The sequence below is a fragment of the Niveispirillum irakense DSM 11586 genome (assembly GCF_000429645.1).
GTDB classification, from domain to species: Bacteria; Pseudomonadota; Alphaproteobacteria; order Azospirillales; family Azospirillaceae; genus Niveispirillum; species Niveispirillum irakense.
The window spans coordinates 151170-175625 of record NZ_AUCG01000020.1 but is presented as its reverse complement, the minus strand read 5'-3'; the positions used below and the strand labels follow the sequence as shown (position 1 = coordinate 175625).

Sequence of the window (24456 nt, the reverse complement as noted above, 5' to 3'; positions counted from 1 at the left end):
TTTCCTTATCAATAAGCGTGCCTTCAAAGTGAACTGAACCCCTGGTTAAGATGTTAGTTCGAAAAGAACGGAATCTGCACAGGGGAATCGGAGCCATGAATAAAGGCATTATGGTTGCTATCGCCGTCATTGTCGGCGCTGTCATCATCGGCTTGGTCTATGGCATGACCAAAGGGGGCGGTAATGATGTCGCCACCATTCGCAGCAACATGATCAAAAGCTCCACGGCGGAATGCAACCGTTCCACCCGTGCCGCCATTCCCCAATCCGTGCCCGATGCCCGGATCGAGAAATACTGCACCTGCTCTTCCGACCGGCTCTTTGCCTCGTTAACCGATGAAGAGATCCTGCAACTGGCAGAAGCCGAGCGGACGGGAAACACCGAACTGGCCAACCAGATGGTCGCCCGCTCCATGCCGATTCTGGAAGCCTGCCGGGCCGAAGCCGACCTTCAAGGCTGACCCTGCTCTGATCACACCGGCCCCAATGTCTGGCAGGCCGGTGTGATTGGGGCAAAAAATGCGTTCGAAAATGTCTCCATCTTGCCAATGACACCGGTTTCCATTACTCCTTGATCCAACAATAAGCTGTTTCTCAGCATGTGGGGTATGGGAGGAAATGGTGCATACAGGCGCCGGGGTTACCGCTGAGCCCAAACCGGGCAATGTGCGCTGGATCGTCGTGGCATTGCTGTTCGCTGCCATGGTGATCAACTATGTTGACCGGCAGATGATCGGCGTTTTGAAGCCGACCTTGTCGGCGGAATTCGGCTGGTCGGAAACCGACTATGCCAACATCATCTTCTGGTTCCAGGCGACATACGCGCTGGCCTATGTCGCCTTTGGCCGTATCATCGACAGGGTCGGCGCACGCTGGGGCTATGCGCTGGCCTTCACGATCTGGACGATCGGCCATTTCGGCCATGCCGCTGCCAAGTCGCTGGGCGGTTTCATCATCGCCCGCATGGTGCTGGGCGTCGGTGAGGGCGGCGGTTTTCCCGGCGGCATCAAGGCCGTTGCGGAATGGTTCCCCAAGAAGGAACGCGCCCTTGCCACCGGTGTCTTCAATGCCGGCACCAATATCGGCGCCATTGTCACCCCGCTGGTGGTGCCCGCCATCACCCTGGCCTATGGCTGGCAGATGGCGTTCATCGTCACCGGTATCGCCAGCCTGGTGTGGCTGCCGCTCTGGCTGATCTTCTATCGCCGCCCGCGCGACCATAAGATGGTCCAGCCTGCCGAACTGGCCCATATCGAGAGCGATCCGCCGGACAGCGCGGAGAAGATCGGCTGGGGCCGTCTGTTCTTCGTGAAGGAAACCTGGGCCTATGCGCTGGGCAAGTTCCTGATCGATCCGATCTGGTGGATGTTCCTGTTCTGGCTGCCGGATTTCCTGGGCAAGCGCCATGGGCTGGACCTGAAAAGCTTCGGCATCCCGCTGGTGATCATCTATCTTATGTCCGACGTGGGCAGCGTCACCGGTGGCTGGCTCTCCTCCACCATGATGAAGCGCGGCTACAGCCTCAACCGGTCGCGCAAGCTGGCGATGCTGATCTGTGCGGTCTGCGCCCTGCCGGTAGGCTTTGCGGCCTTTGCCGACCAATTATGGATCGCAGTGGCCATTATCGGCCTTGCTACTGCCGCGCATCAGGGCTTTTCCGCCAACCTCTATACGCTTCCATCCGATGTATTCCCGCGCGCGGCTGTTGGCTCCGTGGTGGGGATCGGCGGCATGGTCGGGGCTTTCGGGGGCATGGCCATGGCGCAATATGCCGGCTATGTGCTGGAAAAGATCGGCAGCTACACACCCATCTTCGTCGTTGCCGCCTCGGTCTATCTGTTGGCCTTGCTGGTGGTTCACCTGCTGTCGCCCAAGATGGCGCCGGTCGTTATCAAGGAATGAGGTGTTGGGAAACGGACAATCGTCCGTTTCCCCCTATCCCAAAACGACCGGCTTGACTACATTCCCCTGCAAAGGCGGCCCGAGCGCCAATGCATTTAAGGGGAAACACCATGAGCCGTGATCCGATTGTCATCGTCTCTGCCGCCCGCACTGCCATGGGCGGCATGATGGGCGACCTGTCCAGCCTGCCTGCCGCCCGATTGGGGGCGGCAGCGGTGCGCGAAGCCGTCACCCGTGCCGGCATCGCGGGAGAAGATGTGGCCGAACTGATCATGGGCAATGTGCTGCAGGCCGGCCAGGGGCAGGCCCCGGGCCGTCAGGCCGCACTCGCCGCCGGGCTGCCGCAATCGGTCACCTGTTCGACCATCAACAAGATGTGCGGCAGCGGCATGAAGGCGGCGATGATGGGCCATGATGCCATCCTGGCCGGCAGCGCCGATATTGTGGTGGCGGCCGGCATGGAGAGCATGTCGAACGCGCCCTATCTGCTGGATCGGGCGCGCGGCGGTTATCGTTATGGCCATGCCATGATGTATGACCACATGGCGCTGGACGGGCTGGAGGATGCTTACGAGCGCGGCCGCGCCATGGGCACCTTCGCCGAAGATACCGCCCGCCATTACCAGTTCACTCGCCAGGCCCAGGATGAATACGCCCTGGAAAGCCTGCGCCGGGCCAAGGATGCGGTGGAAAGCGGCAAGTTCGATGGGGAGATCGCCGGCGTGACTGTCACGTCGCGCAGCGGTGAAACCGTCATCGCACGTGACGAACAGCCCGGCAAGGGCCGCCCGGACAAGATCCCCACCCTGAAGCCAGCCTTCGCCAAGGATGGCACGGTGACGGCGGCCAGCAGCGCGTCCATCTCCGACGGGGCAGCCGCCCTGGTGCTGATGCGCGCGTCGGAGGCGGAAAAGCGCGGCCTGTCCCCGCTGGCCCGCATTGTCGGCCATGCCGGTGATGCCCGCGCCCCGGCATGGTTCACCACCGCCCCCATCGGCGCGATGCAGAAGCTGTTCACCAAGACCGGTTGGCAGGCCAAGGATGTCGACCTGTTCGAGATCAACGAGGCGTTCGCCGTTGTCGCCATGGCCGCGATGAAGGAACTGGACCTGCCGCATGACAAGGTGAATGTGCATGGCGGCGCCTGCGCGCTGGGCCATCCCATCGGCGCATCCGGCGCACGCATCCTGGTCACGCTGCTGGCTGCGCTGCAGCGTTATGATCTAAAGCGCGGCGTGGCGACGCTCTGCATTGGTGGCGGGGAAGCGACGGCGATGGCGGTGGAGCGGTTCTGACGCAATCACCCCACCGCCTGCCGAACTGAAGGAGCATCCATGCTGATCACCGAAGAACAGGCGATGGTGCGCGACATGGCGCGCCAGTTCGCCCGCGAACGCTTGGCCCCCGGCGCTGCCGAGCGTGACCGCACATCCGCCTTCCCCGCCGATGAATTGCGGGAGATGGGGGAGTTGGGCCTGCTGGGCATGGTGGTGCCGGAGGAATGGGGGGGCGCCGGCACGGACGCAATTTCCTACGCCCTGGCGATTGAGGAGATCGCCGCCGGCGACGGCGCCATCTCCACCATCATGAGTGTGCATAATTCCGTCGGCTGCGCGCCGATCCTGAAATTTGGCACGGAAGAGCAGAAAGAACGCTTCCTGCGCCCCATGGCCACCGGCCAGATGCTGGGCGCCTTCTGCCTGACGGAGCCGCAGGCAGGCTCCGACGCCTCGGCCCTGAAAACCCGCGCCGTGGCCGATGGCGACCATTATGTGCTGAACGGTGCCAAGCAGTTCATCACCAACGGGCAGAATGCCGGCGTGGCGCTGGTCTTCGCCGTTACCGATCCGGAAGCCGGCAAGAAGGGCATCTCCGCCTTCCTCGTGCCTGCCGACAATCCCGGTTACAAGGTGGCGCGGCTGGAACATAAGCTGGGGCAGCGCTGCTCCGACACCGCCGCCATCCTGCTGGAGGATGCGCGCGTGCCGGCCAGCCACATGCTGGGCGCCCCTGGTGATGGCTACCGCATCGCGCTGGCCAATCTGGAAGGCGGGCGCATCGGCATCGCCGCGCAAAGCGTCGGCATGGCCCAGGCCGCGTTCGAGGCGGCGCGGGACTATGCGCGCGAGCGCACCAGCATGGGCGTTCCCATCATCCAGCATCAGGCCGTCTCCTTCCGGCTGGCCGACATGGCGACCCGGGTCGAGGCGGCCCGCCAACTGGTGCTGCATGCCGCCGCCTTGCGGCAGGACGGCCAGCCCTGCCTGAAGGAAGCCTCCATGGCCAAGCTGTTCGCCTCTGAAATGGCCGAGCGCGTCTGCTCCGATGCCATCCAGACCTTTGGCGGCTACGGCTATGTCGAGGATTTCCCGGTAGAGCGCATCTATCGCGATGTCCGCGTCTGCCAGATTTATGAAGGCACCAGCGATATCCAGCGGCTGGTGATCGCGCGTAACCTGTGACTCAGGCCTTGAATGCCGGACCATGTGATGCCATTTTAATGGATCATATGGTCCGGAGGCAATGATGCAGGTCCAGGATATTGTTCACCTGATGGGGGGCCGCACGGTTTTCGACCGTCCCGTCAAAACCGCGCTCGACCTTTCGCGTGGCCTGGGCGAAGGCGTGAATGTCAGTGCTCTGGACCATGTGGCCAGCCATGTCTATGCCGACCCCACCGCCCGGCGCGGCCTGATGCTGCGCGTCGTGCCGGAAGGCACCTTGAAACGCCGGTTGCGCGATGGCCGGCTGACGGCGGTGGAAAGCGAGCGGACAGCCCGCCTCGCCAACATCATTACGAAGGCGGAATATGTTTGGCGGGATAGGCAGGATGCCAAAATCTGGCTGACGACGCCGCATCCGGAACTGGACAACCGACCCCCGATTGAGGCGGCAGTGGATGAGTTTGGTGCCCGTCTGGTGGAAGAAATACTGGAAGCCATCCTGCACGGGATGCCGGCCTGACCATGGCGGGTGAGCGGAGCGTAGGACTGACCGGCTACCGCATCGCCGATGACCGGTTCCCACTGCTGGATGGCGGTGGCGCCTTCCGCACGGGCGGTCGCTGGAACAGCCCCGGTCGTTACGTGATCTATGCCGGTATCGGTTTCGCCACCGCGATGCTGGAAAAGCTGGTCCATACCAATATTGGCAAGGTGCCGACGGGCCAGCAATTCGCCGATATCCTTATCCCCGATCATGTCAGGCCAGAGGAGGTATCCGGCAACGACCTGCCCGGCTGGCGCGATGCCGATCTGGGGGCGAGCCGCGCCTTTGGCGATGCCTGGTATGACAGCCGCCGCAGTGCGGTGCTGATCGTCCCGTCGCTACCCGCCATGGGGATGGAACGCAACCTGCTGATCAACCAATTACACCCGGATTTCGCGGATATCCGGGCCAGCCGACCGCGCCCCCTGCATTGGGACGCGCGGCTGTTCGGCCCGGCGGGATGATTACCCGCCCACCCCGCTCAGGAAGGCCACCAGATTGCGCGGCAGCGCCTCGCACAGATAACCGCCTTCCTGGACGAAGGCCGTGGGCAGGCCGGCGGACGCGATCAACGCGCCGGCTTCACGGAAGCCGTCCGTCGTCACCTTCAGGGCGCCGATCGGGTCTTCCTCCGACGCATCCAGCCCCAGTGCCACGACCAGGGCCGCTGCGCCAAAGCCGGCAACGCGGTCCAGCCCATCACGGATGGCAGCCAGCCACACCTCATTGCCGCTGCCATGGGCCAGCGGCATGTTGATGTTGAAGCCTTCCCCGGCGCCAAGGCCCGTTTCCCCCTGATAGCCGCAATAGAAGGGGAAGTAGCTGCTGGTATCGGCATGGATGGAGATGGTCAGCACATCGGCACGGTCATAGAAAATGCCCTGGGTGCCATTGCCATGATGCACGTCGATATCCAGCACCGCCACCGGGCGGCCCAACTTCTCGCGCAGCCGCTGCGCGGCGATGGCGGAATTGTTCAGATAGCAGAAGCCGCTGCCATAGGCCGTGTAAGCATGGTGTCCCGGCGGGCGGCACAGGGCATAGGCGGTTGCCGCCTCCCCCTTCAGTGCCGCATCACCGACATGGTCGGCCAGCGCCACCGCCGCCTGGGCGGCGCCATAGGCGGCATCCCAGGTGTCGCCCCGGATGGAGGTGGAGGTGTCGCCAAGATAGAAGCCCAACTGGCCTTGCAGGCCGACGGGCCGCGTATCCATGCCGACGCGGGGGAACTGGGTCGCCAGCAACTCCTCCCCCACATTCTTCAACTCGCCCCGGCGGTCCCAGGCGGTGCGCAGGAATTCCACATAATCCGGCGCATGCACGGCCTTGATCGACGCCACCCCGGCATCCGGCGCCAGATGCAGCACGTGGCCCGCGCCCGTCACGGCATCGCGCAGCACGCGATAGCGCTCCGACGTTTCCGGATGCGGCATCAGCCGCCCATGGCGGAAGAAGGTGGGCGGGTTCTGCAGCAGCGAGGCGTCGGAATGGAAGACAAGCATCGGTCGGGACCGGTCAGTTACGGGTTGTTACTCTACGGCTATCGCAAAGGAACGATCCTGTCCAACAAGACCGGACAGACCTAATCCCTTGTCTTATAAGGATTTGTAGAAGCTTGGCCCGTATGGAATGGAAATTGGCCGGAATTCTTCACAGGGCCAGCCCGATCAATCCCGCCAGTACCGCCGTCACCGCTGGCACCGCCAGCCAGGGTAGACGTTTGGGCCGCCAGGTCAAAAGCCCGACGACAATCAGCGCCGCCACCGTGGCAAGGCCGAACCACTCAACAAAGGCGACGCCATAATCCACCCGAAGCAACGGTATGGCGAGCGAAAGGACAATCAACAGCCCGCCCGCCCAGCGCCAGCGCCGTTCAACCGCCGGGGCCGGATAGTCGCCCAGCGCATCCGCATGGTGGCGGGACAGCGACAAAGACAGGCCGCAGAAGCCCAGCAGGGCCAAGGCGAACATCAACAGCATGGTCATTCCGCTGCCTCCGCCGACAGGGTGGCCGGCTGTGACCGGGCCTTGCGCACCGGCGCCGCCGGGCGTTTCTGCAGGGTCCGGGCGATCAGCAGCAGGCTGAAACCGATGGCCCAGAAGGCACAATCGAACGACACCATGAACCAATCCCCCGCCGGCAAGCTGATACCCAGATGGCGCGGGCTGGTGAAGAGATTGACCAGCGGCAAGATCAGGAACAGCAGTCCGGCCACGGCAAAACCCTCTATCCAGGCCCGTTTCGCCGGTCGGACCAAGGCGAAAAGGTGGAACAGCCCCCATACCCAGAACGTGGCCGCCACCTCCATATCCGCCCGCCCTTCCAGACCGGTCGGGATCAGCCGGTTGGCCAGGAAAAAGGCGGCCATGCCGGCCGGCAGGCCGGTAAGGGTGCCGATATTCAGGATTTCCACCAGCCGCTGACCGAATGGCAGCCGCCCGGATGCTGGCATGGGCGTGCGCCGTTTCACCGCCCACAGCACCAGCCCGGTGCCAACCATGGCACTACCGGCCAGACCCGCGATGAAATAAAGCCAGCGCAGCACCGGCCCGGCGAACAAACCCATATGCAGCCCGACCATTACCGAGCCGGTGAGGAAGGCGGGATCATGGGGCACGGGGGTTGTGATCAGCCGACCATCAGTGGCGGCAAAGACAACCGGCGTGTGGCGATAGGAAAGGCCTGTCGCCCCGTGCGGGGAAATCTCCACCTGCGCTGCCGCATCGCCGGGATGGCTGACCGTGATCCGCCCGATCCGCGCGCCGCCGTACAGGTCTCGGGCCTGGCGCAACAGGGGCGCGAAATCTACCATATCCGCCCGCGTGCCCGTGGCCTCCACCGCCGGCGGATCGCGGAAACTCTCCGCAAAATAGCTATCGGCATCCTTGTAATTGGCCATGATGCCCCAGGGCATATACATCAGCATCAGGGTCACCAGCCCGGTATAGGTGATCATGACATGGAAGGGCAGCGCCAGCACGGCGGTGACATTATGGGCATCCAGCCAGGACCGCTGCCCCTTGCGCGGACGGAAGGTGAAGAAATCGGCGAAGATGCGCTTATGGGTGATGACGCCGCTGATGATGGCGGCCAGCATCAGCATGGCGCAGACACCGGCCAGCCACCGCCCCCACGGATGGGGAAGCTGTAGCTGGAAATGGAACCGGTAGAAAAATTCCCCGCCGCGCGTCTCCCGCGCCTGCGTCACGTCCCCGGTGGCAGGATCAAGGGTGGCGCTGCCAAAACGGCCACGCCGCCGGCCTTCCCCCTCAGCCCTGGGGTGCTGCCAGAACACACTGACACCGGCGCCACGCGGGTCGGGCGCCATGACGGTCCATTGTGTGGCGTCGGGCTGATGCCGGGCCAGATGATCCAGCGCCTTCAGGATGGCCTGATCGGCATCGGTCACCTGGGCCAGTTCAGGCCGCATCCAGGCGGAAATTTCGGGACGGAAATAGCTGGCGGTCCCGGTCAGGAACATGGCGAACAGGATCCAGCCCGCCAGCAGCCCGGCCCAGTTGTGCAGCCAGGCCATGGATTGGCGCAATGTGTTCTTCATGGCGCGTTCACCCCCAGCCCCAGAAGGACAAACAGGGCCATCCCGCCGCCCAGCAGCAGGATGGCACCCCACACCACCAGAACATTACGGGCCGCGAAGGCCCATAAGGCGATGGTGACGAAGATCAGGAAGGATGCCAGCATGGCGGCGGTCGTCGCGTCCGCCCGCCCCATGGGCAGGACGCGCGCCAGGAAAGCCGTAGCCGCCGCCGCCACGCCATAGCCGCCGGCAATGGCCGCCAGGGCGCGCAGGGCAACGTCCAGCCGCTGCCGGGCTGTGGGTTTGACCGCCGCCCGCGCCATCAGTAGGTCGCCTTGATCGAGAGATGGAAGTTACGCGGCGTCCCGTAGAAATTGCCGCGTCCGGTGGCGCTGATGCGGGCGTAATAGACCTTGTCGAACGCGTTTTCCAGATTGGCGTTCACGCTGATATTCTCGTTGATCTTATAGCCGGCACGCAGGCTGAACACGGCGTAGCTGTCCTGCTCCACCAGCGTGCCGATGCCGCTGGCCACCCGGCTGGCGGGCAGGCCGCCTTCCGTCTCCGACAGCCAGTTGACGCCGCCGCCCAGGCTCAACCCATCCAGCATGCCTTCCGTCACGGTGTAATTGGTGAACAGCTTGAAGGAATGTTTCGGGATCACGGGCTGGGCGGACTGGCCCTCGTTGCTGGCCGTGGCATCGCGCTTGTACTTGTTCTTGTTCAGCGCATAGCCGGCATTGATCGTCCAGTTGTCGGTCAGGCGGCCATTGGCTTCCAACTCGATCCCCTTGCTCTCCACTTCACCCAGGGCGAGGTAGAAGCCGGTATTGTCCGGATCGGCATAGGCGCGGTTGGTCTGCTCGATCCGGTAGATCGCCGCCGACAGCAGCAACCGGTCATCCAGCACATTGGTCTTGATGCCACCTTCAAGCTGCCGGCCGCTCATCGGGTCGATCTGCTTGCCATCCGCCGTGCGCTGGGATTGCGGGGTGAAGATGTCGGCATAGCTGACATAGGCTGAAACGTTGGATGCCAGATCCTGGACCAGCCCGAAATAGGGCGTGAATTCGCCCTTCTGGCTGTAGCCCGTAGGCGTGCCGCGGGTGGGGTAGATATTCACCGTCTCATAATCCCACCAGGACAGACGGCCCCCCAGGACCAGGGTGGTGCCATCCAGCGGCTTGATCCGGGTCTGGCCATAAACGCCATATTGCTCGGTCACATCGGAGGTTCCACCATTCAGCGGAATCTCATGCTCATCCACCGCATTGTTGGGGTTGAACACGTCAATACGGGTAATATTGCTGGTCCGGCCATAGAGATTATCATAGCCACGGCGCTGATAATCGCCGCCCACCACCACATCATGGTCCCGGCCAAAGGCACGGATGCTGCCCACGGCATTGGCATCCACCGACCAGAGGTCGGACTCGTACAGGCCCAGATAGTCGATATGGTTGGTCCAGCCATTGGTGGGCGTCACCGGCTGGCTGCCGATATAGGCATACACATCGTCGCGCTTAATATCGGTATATTGCCCGGTGACCCGACCGACCCAACCACCGCCGAAATCGTGGCGCAACTCGGCATAAGCCTGCCAGATATCGGATTCCAGCCGATTCCAGTCCGCCCCCAGATAGGTGGAGCGGCGCACATCCAGCAGCCCGCCACCGCGATATCCCGGCAAGCCCGTCTGGATTGCCGGCTTGAAATTCTCGTAATGACCACCTGTGGTCAGGGTGGTGTCGGCGGTGAGATCGAATTCCACCACCCCATAGGCCAGTTGCCGGCGCCGGTGCGCCACATCGTAGAACTGGTCCTGATCATGGTAGAGCGCGCCCACACGCGCCTTGATGCTGCCATCGGCGGTCAAAGGCTGGGAGATATCCACCTCGGCCCGGTAATTATCCCAGGAACCATAGCCGACGCTGCCGCTGATCCGGGCTTCATCCAGCGGGCGCTTGCGCACCAGATTGATGGAGCCCGCCGGGCTGCCAGACCCGCTGAAAAGGCCGGCGGGCCCGCGCAACACCTCCACCCGCTCATACAGGAACAGGTCCGGCACCACAGCCGGGAAGGCGACGCCGCCAATGCCGGGCACGCCGTCGATCAGGTAATTGTCGATGGAAAAGCCGCGCGACAGGAAGGAGGGGTTTTCACTGGACACACCGGTGACGGTAATCCCCACCGTCTGCGTGGCCAGGTCTTCCAGCGTCACCAGATTTTGCAGCTCGATCCGTTCGCGATCGATCACGGTGACGGTGTTCGGCGTTTCCCGCAGCGGCACCAGGGTCTTGGTGCCGGCGACATTGCTGCCATAGCCTTTGCCCCAGACGATGATCTCGTCCGTCACCGTGCTGTTCTCAACCGCCTGTGCAGGCAGGCTGGCAGCGGCAAAGGCTGCCAGGGCCAGGGTGATCGCCGTCGCCGCGCACCGGTGACCGGGCACGTTCGCCATCTTCAACATTGCCATTCTCATTTCCCCAAAAGGCGACCCGTGAAGGCCACCATCCCCACTTCACTGTTTGCTGGTCTCCGCCGGCAGGGTTGGAACCGCCGGACGCAAGGGATGAGGCATCACCCCTATATGAGATTAATAATCACTCCGCTTCGGGGGCGGTTTTCGTGCCCGCTGCGTTCCCTTACCCTCCTAATCGATATTGCGAGTCATTTTCAATATCGATGGCTGACTATTTTTTGCGCAGCAGCTTTGCACACCGGCGTAGGGGATCACGGGCACGCTTGAAGAAGCGGTCAGGCGGTCAAACGGGTCTTCACCAGCGGCAAGCCGCTTATTTCAGGTCGTAGGTTGCCGCATATTCCACCGGAAAATTCACCGACCGGGCGATGAAACAGACCTTGTGGATTTCATGATGGATCGCATCGGCCCGGTCCAGATCGGCCCCTGCTTCCACCAGGATATGGGGACGCAGCGTGGCCCGCAAAAAGCGGCCCGCCCCACTGGGTGCCGTCTCCCCGACCGCGACGGGATCGTCTTTATAAGATCGCACAATGATCCCGGCATTGCTGGCCAGATGCAGATACCAAAGCATGTGGCAGGCGGACAGGCTGGCCAGAAGCAGGTCTTCCGGGTTTGGCAGGCCGGGATTGCCGCCCAGCAGGGGATCGTTGGAACAATGGATCACCGGTTTGCCCGGTGTCACGATATCCCATGTACGATCATAGCCGCGATAGGTGCGGGTGCCCTGCCCCCGATCACCGGTCCATTGGATGCGGCACCCATATTCATGCTCCGCGCTCATTGCTGTCCCTCCCGGCATTCCGTTTCGCAACGGGATCATGGCAGCGCCCGCCGGGTTTAACCACCGGCTGGCACCCCCAGTATCGTCATGGCTGTGATTTGCAGGAGAAGTGCCGGGTCCGACCTATGTCGATCGGCATCGCGTGTTATATGATCCGCTACCACCAACCACGCGGACCAGGACAGATCGGCTGAAAGAAGCACTAGCCGGGCCTGTTTTTTGAGTCCATTAAGACGACGGCCCCATCAGACTGGACCAGGATGCGCGCAGTATGAGTGATTTCCGGCATCAGCATGATGACACGCAGGTGGCTTTGCTGCTGTTCCAACTGGACGGTCGCGCCTATGCCCTTCGCCTGGACCGGGTGGAGCGGGTAACCGCATCGGTGGCCGTGACCCCCTTGCCGGCCGCGCCGCCCGTGGTGATGGGAGTGATTGATGTGGCGGGCCAGATCGTTCCCATGTTCGATCTGCGACAGCGTTTCGGTTTACCTTCGCGCCAGCCGCGCCTGGATGATGCGCTGGTGATTGTGCAGGCGTCCAGCCGTCTGGTTGCCCTGCTGGTTGATCATGTGGATGGCACCATCCACCGCGATCCGGAAGATTTGCGCCCCACCGATGGTATCGTGCCCGGCACCCGCTATTTTGATGCGGTGATGAGCCTGCCTGATGGCCCTGTTTTCATCCATGATATTGACCGCTTTTTATCAATGGAAGAAGAGCGTGAGCTTGACGTCGCCATGGGGGCCGCACGGTGACAGAGATGGATGGGGCCGGCATCCCCAACCTGTTGGCAGAATTCAGCGCATTCCTGAGTGCGCGGATGGGGTTGCATTACCCGCCGCAGCGCTGGGGCGACCTTGAACGCAGCCTGCGCCAGATGGCACCGGAGCTGGGCTTCGCCAATGCCGAAACCTGCATGCGCTATTTCCTGGCGGTTCAGCCCTCCCGCGAGCAGATCGAAACGCTCGCCAGCCATCTGACCATTGGCGAGACCTATTTTTTCCGCGAGCCGCGCAGTTTTGAAGTGCTGGCACAGGAAATCCTGCCGCCTCTGATCCAGGCCCGCCGGCAGGCCGGGCGCAATCTGCGCATCTGGAGCGTTGCCTGCTCCACCGGCGAGGAAGCCTATTCCATGGCGATCCTGCTGGATCAACTGATCCCGGATATTGCCAAATGGCACATCACCCTGCTGGCGACGGATATCAACCCCCGCTCCTTACGTCGGGGAATGGACGGGATTTACAGCGAATGGTCGTTCCGGGGGATCGATCCAGACGTGCGCAAGCGCTACTTCACCCAGCGCAACAACCGGTATGAGATCGCCCCCCATATCAAGCGCATGGTGACCTTTGCCTATCATAATCTGGCGGAGGACCAGTACCCGTCGGTGCTGAACAATACCAATGCCATGGACATCATCTTCTGCCGCAACGTGCTGATGTATTTCAGCTTCGATACGGGGCGGCGCGTCGTGTCCAACCTGCACCATTCACTGGTTGAAGGCGGGTGGCTGGTCGCGGCAGCCGTTGAAGGATCGTCGGAGCTGTTCTCCCCCTTCGTGTTCAGCGGCTTTCCCGGCGCCACCATCTATCGCAAGCTCAGCCCGCCGGTAATGACTTTGCCGGTAACACCGCTGCTGCTGGTGCCCGACCCGCTGACCGCCACGCCCGCATCAGCACCGGCTGCGGCACACCTCCCCTCCCCCTCCCTGCCCCCCGCCACTTCCCCGGCCCTTCCGGAAGTGCCCCAGCCACCAGCCGCGCCGCCGGAACCGCCGATGGAGGTGCAGGATCTTTTTGCCGAAGCCTGCGCGCTTTATATCGCCGGCCGGTTCCAGGAAGCGATTGCGCTTTTGCAGGCTCACGCGGCGGAAGTGGCGACCGATGGGCGCTGCATGGGCCTGCTGGCGCGGCTGTTCGCCAATGAAGGGCGGCTGGGGGAGGCGGCGGACTGGTGCCAGCGCGCCATCGCCATCGACAAGCTGGCACCGGAGCGCCACTACCTGCTGGCCATGATCCGGCAGGAATGCGGTGACTTGCGGGAAGCTGCACAATCGCTGAAACGTGCCCTGTTCCTGGACCCCAACTTTGTGCTGGCCCATTTCGCCCTGGCGCGACTGGCGATCACGGAGGGAAAGCTGGATGAGGCACGCCGCCATTATCGCAACACCGCTGCCCTGTTGCGCGGCCATGATCCGGAGGAAACCCTGCCGGAATCGGATGGGCTGACAGTGGGACGGCTGATTGAAATCATCCGCGTCGCCAGCGCTGAGGTGGGCCTGTAGCCATGGAAAATCTGGACTGGAATGACATGTACCGCCGGCTGGCGGCCGCCCGTGAGGGGTTGGCCCGCGAGTTCCAGCCCGGCGCCGCGGAGAGCGAACGCCGCCTGCGGGAGCGGGCCCTGGCCCTGGCCCGCAAGCCGACGGAGCCGGAAGACGCCGCCGACCTGCTGAGCCTGCTGGAATTCACGCTTGGCGGCCTGACCTATGCCCTGGAGGGGCATTGGATCCGGGAGGTCGCGGCCGATATCCTGATCACACCGGTGCCCTGCACGCCGTCCTTCCTGACCGGCATCTTCTATCTGCGCGGTGTGGTCGTGCCGGTGGTGGATTTCCCGGCTTTGATGGGATTGACCAGCACGGCAACGCTGGAGGCAGCGCATATTGTGATCCTGGCCCAGGGCGAACGCTGTCTGGGCCTGATGGCAGATACGATTGTCGGCATGGCGCCCGTGCGCCGCGACAAGCTGGACCCGATACCGGCAACGGTGCAGAAGGGACGGCAATTCTTCCAAGGTGTTATCGATACCGGCACCATCGTGCTGGATGGTGGCACCTTCTTTGACGATCAGGAAAATGGTTTCGCACAAGCCGGCCTTGGCTGACGGTGGGACGGGGAGCTTCAAGCAATGAAGATCATGGTTGGCACGAAGATCTGGACTTGTCTGCTGCTGGTGCTGGCAGTCCTTCTGGTGGTTGGTGGCGTGTCGCTGCAGGTCACCCAGCGGCTGGTGCAGGATGCGGATTGGCGGAGCCATTCCTATCAGGTGCAAGCGCGTCTGCTGGAACTGTTGTCAGCGGTCCAGGATATCGAAACCGGCCAGCGTGGCTATGTCATCACCGGCGACGAACGATTCCGCCGTCCCTATGAGGATGGGGTGCAGCGCTTGGCCCCCGCCCTCCGCAATGTTCGCGAACTGACCCAGGACAACCCGGTTCAGCAGCGCAACATGGACCGCGTTGATCAGGTGGTCGAGGAAAAGCTGGACGCCATGCGTACCACAGCGGAAATCCGCCGTAACCAGGGGTTCGATGCGGCCCGGGAACAGGTGCTGACCGAACGCGGCAAGCGCGCCATGGATGATTTCAGGGCTCTGATCTCCACGATGCGGGAGGAAGAGAACCGCCTGCTGAAGGAGCGGGAGGCCGAACTGCGCAGCACAATCGATGCCGCCACCGCCACCGTCATCGGCGGGGCGCTGATCGCCAGCCTTCTCGTTCTGGCGTCCGGGCTGTATCTGGGCCGCAATATCGCCGGCCCCTTGCAGGAAATCACCCTGATCGCGGAGCGGATCGGCCGGGGCGACCTCACCGTCTCCATCCCGCCGACCCGTCGCCAGGATGAGGTTGGCATCCTCACTGAGACGTTCGAGCGCATGACGCGGGGCCTGCGCACGCTGATGCAGGAATTGTCCGAAGGTATCAACGTCCTGGGCTCTGCCGGCAGCCAGATTGTTTCGACCACCGCCCAGGTGGCCGCCTCGGCAGCGGAAACGGCAACGGCCCTGGCCGAGACCAGTTCCACGATGGAGGAGGTGCGCAAGACCTCCCAGCTTTCCACCGACAAAGCCCGTCATGTCGCTGATACGGCCCAGGCCACGGCGCAGATCTCCGCAACCGGCAAGCGCGCAGTGGAACAATCCATCGCCGGTATTACCCTGGTGCGGGAACAGATCGGCGCCATTGCCGAGGCCGTGATCAAGCTCAGCGAGCAGAGCCAGGCCATCGGCACCATCGTGGCGTCGGTCAATGACCTGGCCGAACAGTCCAACCTGCTGGCCGTCAATGCCGCCATTGAGGCGGCGCGCGCCGGGGAACAGGGCAAAGGGTTTGTTGTTGTCGCATCGGAGGTGAAAAGCCTGGCCGAGCAGTCCAAGGAAGCCACGGCCCAGGTCCGCGCCATTCTGGGCGACATCCAGAAAGCCACGGCCACCGCCGTTCTGGCGGCCGAGCAGGGGTCGAAGGCCGTCGATGCAGGCGTGAAACAATCGCTGGAAGCCGGTCAGGCAATCGAAAACCTGGCGCAGAACATCGCGGTGGCGACCCAGGCCAGCACCCAGATCGTCGCATCCAACCAGCAGCAGCAGGTGGGCATCGATCAGGTGGCGTTGGCCATGGACAGCATCCGTCAAGCCAGCACCCAGAACACGGTTGCCACCAAGCAGGCGGAGACCGCGGCCCATAACCTGAATGCCCTGGGCTTGAAGCTGAAAACGCTGGTCAGCCAGTACCAGGCCTGACACCGGGCGGTTTTCCGTCCGGCAGCCAGGGTTAAGGGAGCGGTGCCATGAACAGCAGGAATGAACAGCTTCTTCAGCGGCTTCTCGCCATGTTCACGGTGGAGGCCGAGGAACATGTCGGCTCTGTCACCAAGACGTTGCTGGAACTGGACCGGGGTGTCGAACCGGGCCGGCTGAAGGAACTGATCGAGAAGACCTTCCGCGAAATCCATACGCTGAAGGGGGCGGCGCGGACGGTCAATCTGGCCGGTCTGGTCGCGCTTTGTCATGCGCTGGAATCGCTGTTGGCGCTGATGAAGCAAGGCACGGTGGCGCTTGACCGGTCGATCCTGGATCTGATGCATGCCAGCGTCAAAGCCATTGCCGGCATGGTACCGGGTGGAGGGAACGGCCCCACCCCCTCGGCCCCGGCCAACCTGGACAGTCTGATCGCGCAGTTGAACCGGTTGACCGGCGAGGCACCCCCCGCCCCGCCACCGCCGATGCTGCCGCCGCCTGCACCGCCGGAAGCCACCGTGGCGGCCCCACCGGCGCCACCCGCTCCCCCGGCAGTGACCCAGGCCCCGGCAGAGGCGACCACGACTCAAGTTCCGACGGGTCCGGCCCGGACGCCGGCCCGGCAGACCATCCGCGTCCCCATCGCCCAGCTTGATTTTCTGCTGCACCAGGCCGAGGAACTGATCACGGCCAAGCTGTCCGGCGCCTCCCGCGTCAGCGACCTGCGCAGCCTGGGGCGTGACCTGACCGAGCGGGCCCGCATACGCAGCCGCCTGACCCGGGAAGCCCAGGCCGACCATGACAGCCAGACCCTGACATGGCTGGGCACAAAGCTCAGCACCCTGGCCCTGGCTGCCGATAATGACGCACGGGGTCTGGCCAAAAGCGTGGATGGGCTTCTGACAGGCGCCAAGCAGGTGCTGATGCTGCCCGCCGCCAACCTGCTGGACCCGGTGGCGCAGAATGTGCGGGAACTGTCCCGCGAACAGGGCAAGGACATCCAGCTCGATATTTCCGGCCAGGAATTGGAGTTGGACCGGCGGGTTCAGGAGGAGTTGCGGGACGCGCTGCTCCACCTGATCCGCAATGCCATCGACCACGGGATCGAGCCGACGGAGGAGCGGCAGGCCAAGGGCAAACCGGCAGAGGGCAAACTCTCCATCACGGTCAGCCAGCGCGATGGCGGTAAGGCGGAGATCGCCATTGCCGATGACGGGCGCGGCATGGATGGAAGGAAGCTGGTCGCCGAAGCAATCGCCAGCGAGTTGCTGGATGAGGAGGAAGCGGAAAACCTGACCGCCGGCCAGATCATGTCGCTGGCCTTCCAGTCCGGCCTTTCCACCACCGATGGGGTGACGGACCTGTCGGGCCGGGGGCTGGGGCTGGCCATCGTGCAGGAAAAGGTGGAGCGTCTGGGCGGCAGCATCACCGTCGAATCGACCCTGGGTGCGGGCACGACCTTCAGGCTTCTGCTACCCGTCACGATGGCGGCGTTCCGCGTAGTCATCGTCGCGGCAGCCGGCCGCCAGTTCGCCATCCCGACCAATCGGGTGGAACGGGTGGCCCGCGTTCCGGCGAGGGCGGTGGAGTTGGTGGAGGATCGGGAGATCGTGCGGGTGGACGGCAAGCCGCTGGCCCTGGTCGGCCTGACCGACCTGCTGCGCATGACCCTGCCAGCCCCGCCGCCCGCTGATTTCCGCCATTACCTTGTCCTGGCCGGGGCCGGTCACCGGATCGCGGTGGAGGTGGAACAGGTGGTGGGCGAGAATGAAGTGCTGATGAAGGGGCTGGGCTGGCCCCTGACCCGCGTTTCCTGTATCGCCGGCGCCATGATGCTGCCATCGGGCGGGCAGGGTTTTGTGCTGAATGTGCATGACCTGCTGCGCAACGCCCTGCGCCCCGATTTCAAGGGCCGCCCGGCACGGTCGCTGACCAATATGGCGGCGCCTGCGCGCAAATCCATCCTGATTGCGGAAGACAGCATCACCGCCCGGACCCTGTTCAAGCATGTGCTGGAAGCCGCCGGCTACCGGGTCCGCACAGCCGTGGACGGGATGGAGGCCTGGGGCATCCTGAACGGGGAAACTTTTGACCTCGTCGTGTCCGATGTGGAAATGCCCCGAATGAGTGGGTTCGAGTTAACCGCCAAGATAAGGCAGGATAGTCGCCTGGGGGAAACCCCCGTCATCCTGATTACGTCATTGGAGTCTCGAGAGGATAGGGAGCATGGCGTTGATGTTGGCGCCAGTGCGTATATCGTCAAGAAAAGTTTCGATCAAAGCGATCTTCTCAATATGATCGGTCGCCTCATCTGAGGGTAGTTTGTTGTGATTAGGGTTCTCGTCGCTGAAGATTCACCCACCATCCGGGCTTTCCTGGTCAGTATCCTGGAAAGCCAACCGGATATGAAGGTGGTCGGCGTCGTCGGCACAGGCGAGGAAGCCGTCGAGGCCGTGAAGAATTATAAGCCCGACGTCGTGACGATGGATATCCATATGCCGGGGATGGACGGTTTTGCCGCCACCCGCCGGATCATGGAGACATTGCCAGTCCCCATCGTCATCGTCTCGGGCATGATGACGGATCAGGTGGCCGCCACTTTCCGCGCCGTGGAAGCGGGCGCCTTGGCTTTTGTGCGCCGACCGGCGGGCATCGGCCACCGCGACCATGATACGGAAACCGCCGATCTTGTCATGACCGTCCGCCTGATGTCGGAGGTGAAGGTTGTGCGCCGCTGGCGTCTGCCCACCCCTGCCGCCCGGGCGGAAGCGCGCCAGAACCTTGTGGAGAAGCGGCCGCAGATCGTCGGAATCGGGGCGTCCACGGGTGGTCCCATGGCCCTTCAGATCATCCTGGCCAATCTCCCGGCGGATTTCCCCCTGCCCATTCTGGTGGTGCAGCATATTGCCCATGGGTTTGTGGATGGCTTTGCCGACTGGCTGCGCATGAGCACCAAATTGTCGGTCCAGGTGGCCGGCGATTTCGTGCCGACCCGGCCGGGGGGCGTCTATATTGCGCCTGATAACGCCCATCTGGCTGTTGACCGGCGCGGTATCCTGCGCCTGCATGAAACGCCGCCGGAAAATGGCCTGCGGCCCGCCGTCTCCCATCTGTTCCGCTCCATCGCCGACAGTTTCGGAGAAGAGGCGATTGGCGTCCTGCTCTCCGGCATGGGGGCGGACGGCTCGGCTGAACTGTGCAACCTTTATCAGCGCGGTGCGGTCACCATCGCCCAGGACCGGAACAGCTCCGTCGTCCATGGCATGCCCGGCGTGGCGATTGAGATGGGCGGGGCCAGCTTTGTGCTGAATCCCCTGGAAATTGCCACCCGGTTGACGGCCCTGGCCAAAAGCTGATCCGGGGTCGGGGGCGCCAGTCACGCACCCGGCATATGGGAAAAGCGCTGTTCAAGATAAGCCCAAGCGACCGTCGCAGCCGGCATCAGGCTGCGGCCCAATTGGGTCACCTTGTCATGATCGCCCTGGCGGATGGCAGCCTCGATGGCGCGCGCCTGTGTCACCAGATCACGACAGCCGAAACTGCCCGATGTGCTGATCAGGTCATGGATATCAGGGGCCAGCCGGCCCATGTCCCGCTGTTCAATGGACTGGCGGATACGCTCCAGCCGTTCCCGTGACGCGGTCAGGAAATTGCCCAGCAGCACCTTGAACTGGGCGGCCGGCATCAGGGACTGGATCTGCAGGATCGGCCCTTCGTCCAGCCCCGGCGGGGCACCGGCAAGGACAGCAACCGGCATCGCCTGTTCCTGCTGGCGGCTGACCCAGGCCTTGGCCTTTGCGACGAAGGCGGGATAATCGACCGGCTTGGAAATATAATCATCCATACCGGCCGCGCGATATGTCTCCTCCACGCCCGCCATGGCATTCGCGGTCATGGCGATGATCGGCACGCTGCCGATGCTGCCACCCAGGGCGCGGATGCGCCGGGTGGCTTCCAGCCCATCCATCACGGGCATCTGCACATCCATCAGGATGATGTCGTAGCGCTCCCGCTCGACCGCCGCGACGGCTTCCGCGCCATTGCCGACAACGTCAAGATCGAACCCGGCACCGCCCAGCATGTGGATCGCCACCTGCTGGTTGATGTAATTATCCTCAGCCAGCAGAATGCGACCGGAACAGGGCGACTGGGCGCGGTCCGCCGATGCAGCTTCCAGGGCAGACGGCACGGGTGCCGATGACCGCTCTCCACCCGTCAGGGCTTCAACCAGGGCATGGCGCAGCACCGGCTTTGCCACCACACCATGGGCCAGCCCTTCGCCCACGGGATCACCCGCCACGCCCAGCGGCAACAGGGCCAGCAGGGTCGCGTCGGGATAGCGGGCGCGCAACTGGGCCGCCACGGCCTCGTTCAGCAGGCGGGAATCAACCAGCACGATCTGCGCACCCGCATCCCCGTCCAGGGCATCGATAGCAGCAGCGTCGGTCACGATCATGCCCAGCGCCGACAATTCCGCGGTCAGGCCTTCCCGCACCATGGCGGATGGGTCAATCACCAGGACACGGCGGCTGCGCAGGCTGGCCGGGGGCGCCTCCCGTCCCCGATTTCCCGCCGGCAGGTCCAGCGGGACATGGAACCAGAAGCTGGAGCCGGCGCCGATCGTGCTGTCCACGCCGATCTCCCCGCCCATCAGTTCCATGGTCTGGCGGCAGATGGCCAAGCCCAGGCCCGTACCGCCAAAGCGGCGCGTAACGGAGCTGTCGGCCTGGACAAATTTCTCGAACAAACGGGTCTGCGCCTCACGCGGGATGCCGATGCCGGTATCGGTCACCCGCACCTCCAGCACAGGGCGGCTCTCCGCCTCGCGCATCCGGACATGGACAGCGACACCGCCCCGGCTGGTGAATTTGATGGCATTGCCGATCAGGTTAAGCGCCACCTGACGCAGTCGCATCGGGTCGCCCACCGCCTGGCACCGCGCGGAAGGGGCCACGGCCAGCACCAGTTCAATCCCCTGTTCCGCCGCCTTGGGCGCCATTAACTGGACCGCCTCCTCAAAATCGGCAGCGACATCGAAGGTGATTGCTTCCAGCTTGACCTGCTTGGCATCCAGCTTGGAGATATCCAGGATATCATTCAGCAGGTTCAAAAGCAGTTTGGCGGAATTGCCCACCAGATCGGCGGAACGACGCTGTTCCGGGGTCAGGTCGGTGGAGAGCAGCAGCGCATTCATGCCAATGATCCCGTTCATCGGCGTGCGCAGCTCGTGGCTCATATTGGCCAGGAATTCGGATTTGGCCTGATTGGCCGCCTCCGCCGCATCCTTGGCCCGCGTCAGTTCAACCTGGGTCTGGGTCAGTTTGGCATTGGCGGTGGCCAGTTCCTTGTTGGTGCGCTCCAGCGCTTCCACCAGCGAGGCGCGGGCCTCCGCCGCCTTCATATCTTCGCGCGCCCGCTCCAGCTCCCGTTCCTTGCGGCGGAATTCCATGGAAATGCGCAGATTTTCCTCATGCAGCCGCTTGCGGCGCAACAGGGCACGGATACGGGCCTTGATGATCTCGACATCATTGGCCTTGGTGACGTAATCGTCGGCGCCAGCTTCCAGCCCGCGCATCAGGTCGATCTTGCTGTCGCTGGCCGTCAGCATCACGATCTGGAACAGTTCCTCCCGCCGCCGCCGGATCGCGTCCAGACGCCCGCACAGTTCAACACCATCAATTTCCGGCATATGCAGATCGACGATCACGCAGTCGAAACTCTCCTGCAAGACGCGGTGCGCCGCCTCCAGCCCGGACTGCAGGGCTACAACCTCGTGCCCCTCCTCCTCCAGCACCAGGCGCAGATATTCCAGGAAAGTCGGGCTGTCATCGACGATCAGCAGCCGGCCCCGCCGCAACGGCTGTCCCACCATGCCCGTTGGCACCGGGGCGTGGCTGGGTCGGCGCAGCAGGGCGCTGGCACGCAGCACCAGCTCATCACTGTCAGCAGATTTGGGAATATAGACATCGGCGCCGCTATCCAGCCCCCTGAACTGGGCTTCCTGCGATGCCTCGTCCGTCAGCATGATCACCGGCAGGGAGCGGGTATGGGCGCCCTGGCGAAGCTGGCGGATGAATTCATCCCCACTCATCCGGGGCAGGTGATAATCCACCACCACCAGATCCGGACTGACACCGTTGAGCGCCTCCAGCGCCGTCTCGGCACTGGGGCAGATGGTGGAGGTCCAGCCCTGGGCTTCCAGAATCAATTCGATCTGCAGCGCCTGTGTTGGCGAATCCTCAACAATCAGGATATGCGGGGCGCTGCCGGTCATTCTATCCTCTGGCCCGGTGCGGGCAAACCATCCTGTCCCCTTGTACGGTTAACAACGTCCACAATCTAACGCAAATTGCCCATGGCCGCGTTTTACAGCGATGATGGGTATCTGGCTGCCCTATTATAGGCTGCCGGTGAGCGATCCATTGAGATGGACACGGTTACGGCCAGACCGTTTAGCGAAATAAAGCGCGCTGTCCGCCGCCAGGTTGAGCGAAGGCAGGTCCAGACCCTCACGCAGCTCCGCCACACCGGCGCTGAAGCTGACATTGAAGCCGACCCCCAGCGCCTCATTTCCTTTGAAGCGGATCCCGGCAAAATCCTGCCGCAGCTTGTCCAGCAGCGTGACCGCCGCCTCCGCAGGAGTGCCTGGCAGGATGATGGCGAACTCCTCGCCCCCATAGCGACCAATAATATCGGTACGGCGCAGGCGCTGCTGCAGCAGCCGGGCCAGCGCCTTCAGCACACGGTCCCCCACGGCGTGGCCATGATCATCATTGATGCGTTTGAACAGGTCGATATCAATCATGGCGAAGGAAAGCTGCTTGCCGTCACGGGCGCTGCGCGCAACCTCCATGGTCAGTTGCTCCTGCAGCGCCCCATGGTTCAATACCGCCGTCAGACTGTCCCGCGCCATCAGGGCGTGTAACTGCCGCGCACGTCGCACACGGGCCAGCACTTCATCCGCCAGACTGTCCAGGGCAAACGGCTTGCGCAGGAAATCCGCGGCCCCCAGGTGCAGCGCCGGGCTGCGCATCTCTTCCGGCGCGCTGGCGGTGATGAACAGGATCGGCAGGCTCAACAGCCCCTCATGCTGGCGCAGCAGGGCTGCCAGTTCCAGGCCACCACAGCCCGGCATATTCACATCCAGCAGCAGGATATCCGGCCCAAAGGCACGGATCGCCTCCACTGTTTCCTCTGGCTCGTTGACGATCAGGGGCTCCATCCCGGCCGTGCGTATGGCCTCGGCATATTGCTCCGCTGCTTCCGTCTCATCATCCACGATCAGGACGCGGTAGGGCTTGGTTGTGCTGCGCCCGATCTGCTCGTCCAGCCGCTCGACAAGGGCAACTGTGTCCACCGGCTTGGTCATATAGCCGGAGCCACCGGCCCGCACCGCCTGCAGCCGGGCCTTAAAGTCGCCCCGTGCCGACAGGAAGATGGTCGGAAGATGAATGCCCTCCTCTGTCAGCGCGCTGATCGTATCCGGCCCAGCCATCAGGGAGGAGCCGCACATCACGTCAACCAGCAGTGCATCCGGCGGGGCGATGCGCACCGCCCGCATGAAAGCAGCGGGTTCCTGGAACGGAACCAGGTGGAAATCGTAAGGCTCAAGCTGGGAAACAAGCTGGCGTGCCTGCTCCACATCATCTTCCAGATAATAAATCAGGGCATGGCCCGTGAGCGTGTCCCGCCCCTTGCGCGGCGCAGGCATCACCAGGGATGGCAATTCGGACGGATCGGCCGCCAGCACATGGGCGACCGCCCGTTCCAGACGGCGAAAGGCAGCCGTCAGCGCCGTGTCCGACAAGGACTGCCCAGCCGCTGTCTTACACAGCAATCCTTCCAGCTTGCGCCCCGCATCGGCGAGGTGGCTGAGACGGAAAGTCCCTGCGGAGCCGACCAGGGCATGAAGCAGGTCCAGCAGAAGCGCCCGTCCTTCTGCCGGCGGCATCTCAAACGCCGCCGCCATCCGTCCCAGCCGGTCCGGCAGACTGTCCAGGAAGCCACGACGGATCACCTCGCCGCGCGCAACCGGATCGATATCGGAAACGAAAGAAGCCATATGAGGTACGCCAGCGGAATTACAACCTGCCCGGCATGGTATGGACACCCCCCCTAAAAGTCGATACGGCCCAATCTAACCCTTTGCACGCGGGTAATGCCCTGGCGGATGGCGCATGGTACAGACACCAGCAGCAAGGAATTTGGCCGGAAAGCTTTGTATCCATTATGAAAACGGCG

20 protein-coding genes are annotated in these 24456 nt (G+C 63.5%); 12 read left to right on the top strand and 8 right to left on the bottom strand.

Features of this window, described 5'->3' with window-relative positions; genetic code table 11:
* The first annotated feature begins 95 nt into the window (after nucleotides 1–95).
* The 6 genes from G473_RS0107945 to G473_RS0107915 all read left to right on the top strand — a co-directional run bounded on the left by G473_RS0107945 (nucleotide 96) and on the right by G473_RS0107915 (nucleotide 5354).
* Nucleotides 96–461, top strand: a complete 366-nt coding sequence (locus G473_RS0107945) for a hypothetical protein (RefSeq protein WP_029012662.1) — start codon at nucleotides 96–98, stop codon at nucleotides 459–461.
* Between the two features lie 157 nt (nucleotides 462–618).
* The gene (locus G473_RS0107935; protein ID WP_035706023.1) at nucleotides 619–1902 is read left to right on the top strand and encodes an MFS transporter; all 1284 of its coding nucleotides are present in this window, start codon (nucleotides 619–621) and stop codon (nucleotides 1900–1902) included.
* A 110-nt stretch (nucleotides 1903–2012) separates the two neighbouring features.
* On the top strand, nucleotides 2013–3197 hold the full coding sequence (locus tag G473_RS0107930; protein WP_035706020.1) for an acetyl-CoA C-acyltransferase: 1185 nt from the start codon (nucleotides 2013–2015) through the stop codon (nucleotides 3195–3197).
* Between the two features lie 39 nt (nucleotides 3198–3236).
* Nucleotides 3237–4364, top strand: coding sequence for an acyl-CoA dehydrogenase family protein (locus G473_RS0107925; protein ID WP_029012659.1), 1128 nt, complete (start codon nucleotides 3237–3239; stop codon nucleotides 4362–4364).
* Between the two features lie 61 nt (nucleotides 4365–4425).
* A complete protein-coding gene (locus G473_RS0107920) occupies nucleotides 4426–4866 on the top strand; it encodes an antitoxin Xre/MbcA/ParS toxin-binding domain-containing protein (protein WP_051330016.1) in 441 nt (146 codons plus the stop codon).
* A 2-nt stretch (nucleotides 4867–4868) separates the two neighbouring features.
* Nucleotides 4869–5354, top strand: a complete 486-nt coding sequence (locus tag G473_RS0107915) for an RES family NAD+ phosphorylase (RefSeq protein ID WP_029012657.1) — start codon at nucleotides 4869–4871, stop codon at nucleotides 5352–5354.
* Here the strand turns inward: G473_RS0107915 and G473_RS0107910 are convergent, their stop codons facing one another.
* The 6 genes from G473_RS0107910 to G473_RS0107885 all read right to left on the bottom strand — a co-directional run bounded on the left by G473_RS0107910 (nucleotide 5355) and on the right by G473_RS0107885 (nucleotide 11695).
* On the bottom strand, nucleotides 5355–6392 hold the full coding sequence (locus G473_RS0107910; RefSeq protein WP_029012656.1) for a histone deacetylase family protein: 1038 nt from the start codon (nucleotides 6390–6392) through the stop codon (nucleotides 5355–5357).
* Between the two features lie 148 nt (nucleotides 6393–6540).
* Nucleotides 6541–6876, bottom strand: coding sequence for a DUF3325 domain-containing protein (locus tag G473_RS0107905; protein WP_029012655.1), 336 nt, complete (start codon nucleotides 6874–6876; stop codon nucleotides 6541–6543).
* Complete coding sequence (locus tag G473_RS0107900; RefSeq protein ID WP_029012654.1) at nucleotides 6873–8450, bottom strand: PepSY-associated TM helix domain-containing protein; 1578 nt, start codon at nucleotides 8448–8450, stop codon at nucleotides 6873–6875. Before G473_RS0107900 ends, G473_RS0107905 begins: the two co-directional genes overlap by 4 nt.
* Nucleotides 8447–8752: a hypothetical protein gene (locus tag G473_RS0107895; protein WP_035706016.1), complete on the bottom strand. Its 306-nt coding sequence runs from the start codon at nucleotides 8750–8752 to the stop codon at nucleotides 8447–8449. The genes G473_RS0107900 and G473_RS0107895 overlap by 4 nt, the downstream gene beginning before the upstream one ends.
* On the bottom strand, nucleotides 8752–10905 hold the full coding sequence (locus G473_RS0107890; protein ID WP_210163252.1) for a TonB-dependent siderophore receptor: 2154 nt from the start codon (nucleotides 10903–10905) through the stop codon (nucleotides 8752–8754). The genes G473_RS0107895 and G473_RS0107890 overlap by 1 nt, the downstream gene beginning before the upstream one ends.
* Nucleotides 10906–11224: 319 nt before the next feature.
* Nucleotides 11225–11695 carry an OsmC family protein gene (locus G473_RS0107885; protein WP_029012651.1) on the bottom strand — a complete coding sequence of 157 codons (471 nt, stop codon included), beginning with the start codon at nucleotides 11693–11695 and terminating at the stop codon, nucleotides 11225–11227.
* A 271-nt stretch (nucleotides 11696–11966) separates the two neighbouring features.
* Between G473_RS0107885 and G473_RS0107880 the strand changes: the two genes are divergently transcribed.
* From G473_RS0107880 to cheB, 6 genes are read left to right on the top strand one after another with little or no spacing between them, the layout of a single operon-like run.
* Nucleotides 11967–12452 (top strand): chemotaxis protein CheW, encoded by a 486-nt coding sequence (locus G473_RS0107880; protein WP_051330014.1) that lies wholly within the window; start codon nucleotides 11967–11969, stop codon nucleotides 12450–12452.
* Nucleotides 12453–12457: 5 nt separating this feature from the next.
* Nucleotides 12458–13981 (top strand): CheR family methyltransferase, encoded by a 1524-nt coding sequence (locus G473_RS0107875; RefSeq protein ID WP_029012649.1) that lies wholly within the window; start codon nucleotides 12458–12460, stop codon nucleotides 13979–13981.
* A 2-nt stretch (nucleotides 13982–13983) separates the two neighbouring features.
* Complete coding sequence (locus tag G473_RS29110) at nucleotides 13984–14583, top strand: chemotaxis protein CheW (RefSeq protein WP_051330013.1); 600 nt, start codon at nucleotides 13984–13986, stop codon at nucleotides 14581–14583.
* Between the two features lie 24 nt (nucleotides 14584–14607).
* Entirely contained in the window at nucleotides 14608–16218 is a 1611-nt protein-coding gene (locus G473_RS0107865) for a methyl-accepting chemotaxis protein (RefSeq protein WP_029012648.1), read from the top strand.
* 47 nt (nucleotides 16219–16265) lie between these two features.
* On the top strand, nucleotides 16266–18530 hold the full coding sequence (locus G473_RS0107860) for a hybrid sensor histidine kinase/response regulator (protein ID WP_029012647.1): 2265 nt from the start codon (nucleotides 16266–16268) through the stop codon (nucleotides 18528–18530).
* Nucleotides 18531–18542: 12 nt separating this feature from the next.
* On the top strand, nucleotides 18543–19571 hold the full coding sequence (gene cheB / locus G473_RS0107855) for a chemotaxis-specific protein-glutamate methyltransferase CheB (RefSeq protein ID WP_029012646.1): 1029 nt from the start codon (nucleotides 18543–18545) through the stop codon (nucleotides 19569–19571).
* Between the two features lie 20 nt (nucleotides 19572–19591).
* Here the strand turns inward: cheB and G473_RS29105 are convergent, their stop codons facing one another.
* Together G473_RS29105 and G473_RS25730 are read right to left on the bottom strand one after the other, a co-directional pair.
* A complete protein-coding gene (locus G473_RS29105; RefSeq protein WP_051330011.1) occupies nucleotides 19592–22489 on the bottom strand; it encodes a response regulator in 2898 nt (965 codons plus the stop codon).
* 123 nt (nucleotides 22490–22612) lie between these two features.
* Complete coding sequence (locus G473_RS25730) at nucleotides 22613–24277, bottom strand: GGDEF domain-containing response regulator (protein WP_029012645.1); 1665 nt, start codon at nucleotides 24275–24277, stop codon at nucleotides 22613–22615.
* Nucleotides 24278–24456 lie beyond the last annotated feature (179 nt).

Excerpts from the sequence above, each read along its gene's own strand:
- G473_RS0107945 (WP_029012662.1), top strand. The coding sequence starts at position 96 with ATGAATAAAGGCATTATGGTTGCTATCGCCGTCATTGTCGGCGCTGTC.
- G473_RS0107935 (WP_035706023.1), top strand. The coding sequence starts at position 619 with ATGGTGCATACAGGCGCCGGGGTTACCGCTGAGCCCAAACCGGGCAAT.
- G473_RS0107930 (WP_035706020.1), top strand. The coding sequence starts at position 2,013 with ATGAGCCGTGATCCGATTGTCATCGTCTCTGCCGCCCGCACTGCCATG.
- G473_RS0107925 (WP_029012659.1), top strand. The coding sequence starts at position 3,237 with ATGCTGATCACCGAAGAACAGGCGATGGTGCGCGACATGGCGCGCCAG.
- G473_RS0107920 (WP_051330016.1), top strand. The coding sequence starts at position 4,426 with ATGATGCAGGTCCAGGATATTGTTCACCTGATGGGGGGCCGCACGGTT.
- G473_RS0107915 (WP_029012657.1), top strand. The coding sequence starts at position 4,869 with ATGGCGGGTGAGCGGAGCGTAGGACTGACCGGCTACCGCATCGCCGAT.
- G473_RS0107910 (WP_029012656.1), bottom strand. The coding sequence starts at position 6,392 with ATGCTTGTCTTCCATTCCGACGCCTCGCTGCTGCAGAACCCGCCCACC.
- G473_RS0107905 (WP_029012655.1), bottom strand. The coding sequence starts at position 6,876 with ATGACCATGCTGTTGATGTTCGCCTTGGCCCTGCTGGGCTTCTGCGGC.
- G473_RS0107900 (WP_029012654.1), bottom strand. The coding sequence starts at position 8,450 with ATGAAGAACACATTGCGCCAATCCATGGCCTGGCTGCACAACTGGGCC.
- G473_RS0107895 (WP_035706016.1), bottom strand. The coding sequence starts at position 8,752 with ATGGCGCGGGCGGCGGTCAAACCCACAGCCCGGCAGCGGCTGGACGTT.
- G473_RS0107890 (WP_210163252.1), bottom strand. The coding sequence starts at position 10,905 with ATGGCAATGTTGAAGATGGCGAACGTGCCCGGTCACCGGTGCGCGGCG.
- G473_RS0107885 (WP_029012651.1), bottom strand. The coding sequence starts at position 11,695 with ATGAGCGCGGAGCATGAATATGGGTGCCGCATCCAATGGACCGGTGAT.
- G473_RS0107880 (WP_051330014.1), top strand. The coding sequence starts at position 11,967 with ATGAGTGATTTCCGGCATCAGCATGATGACACGCAGGTGGCTTTGCTG.
- G473_RS0107875 (WP_029012649.1), top strand. The coding sequence starts at position 12,458 with ATGGATGGGGCCGGCATCCCCAACCTGTTGGCAGAATTCAGCGCATTC.
- G473_RS29110 (WP_051330013.1), top strand. The coding sequence starts at position 13,984 with ATGGAAAATCTGGACTGGAATGACATGTACCGCCGGCTGGCGGCCGCC.
- G473_RS0107865 (WP_029012648.1), top strand. The coding sequence starts at position 14,608 with ATGAAGATCATGGTTGGCACGAAGATCTGGACTTGTCTGCTGCTGGTG.
- G473_RS0107860 (WP_029012647.1), top strand. The coding sequence starts at position 16,266 with ATGAACAGCAGGAATGAACAGCTTCTTCAGCGGCTTCTCGCCATGTTC.
- G473_RS29105 (WP_051330011.1), bottom strand. The coding sequence starts at position 22,489 with ATGACCGGCAGCGCCCCGCATATCCTGATTGTTGAGGATTCGCCAACA.
- G473_RS25730 (WP_029012645.1), bottom strand. The coding sequence starts at position 24,277 with ATGGCTTCTTTCGTTTCCGATATCGATCCGGTTGCGCGCGGCGAGGTG.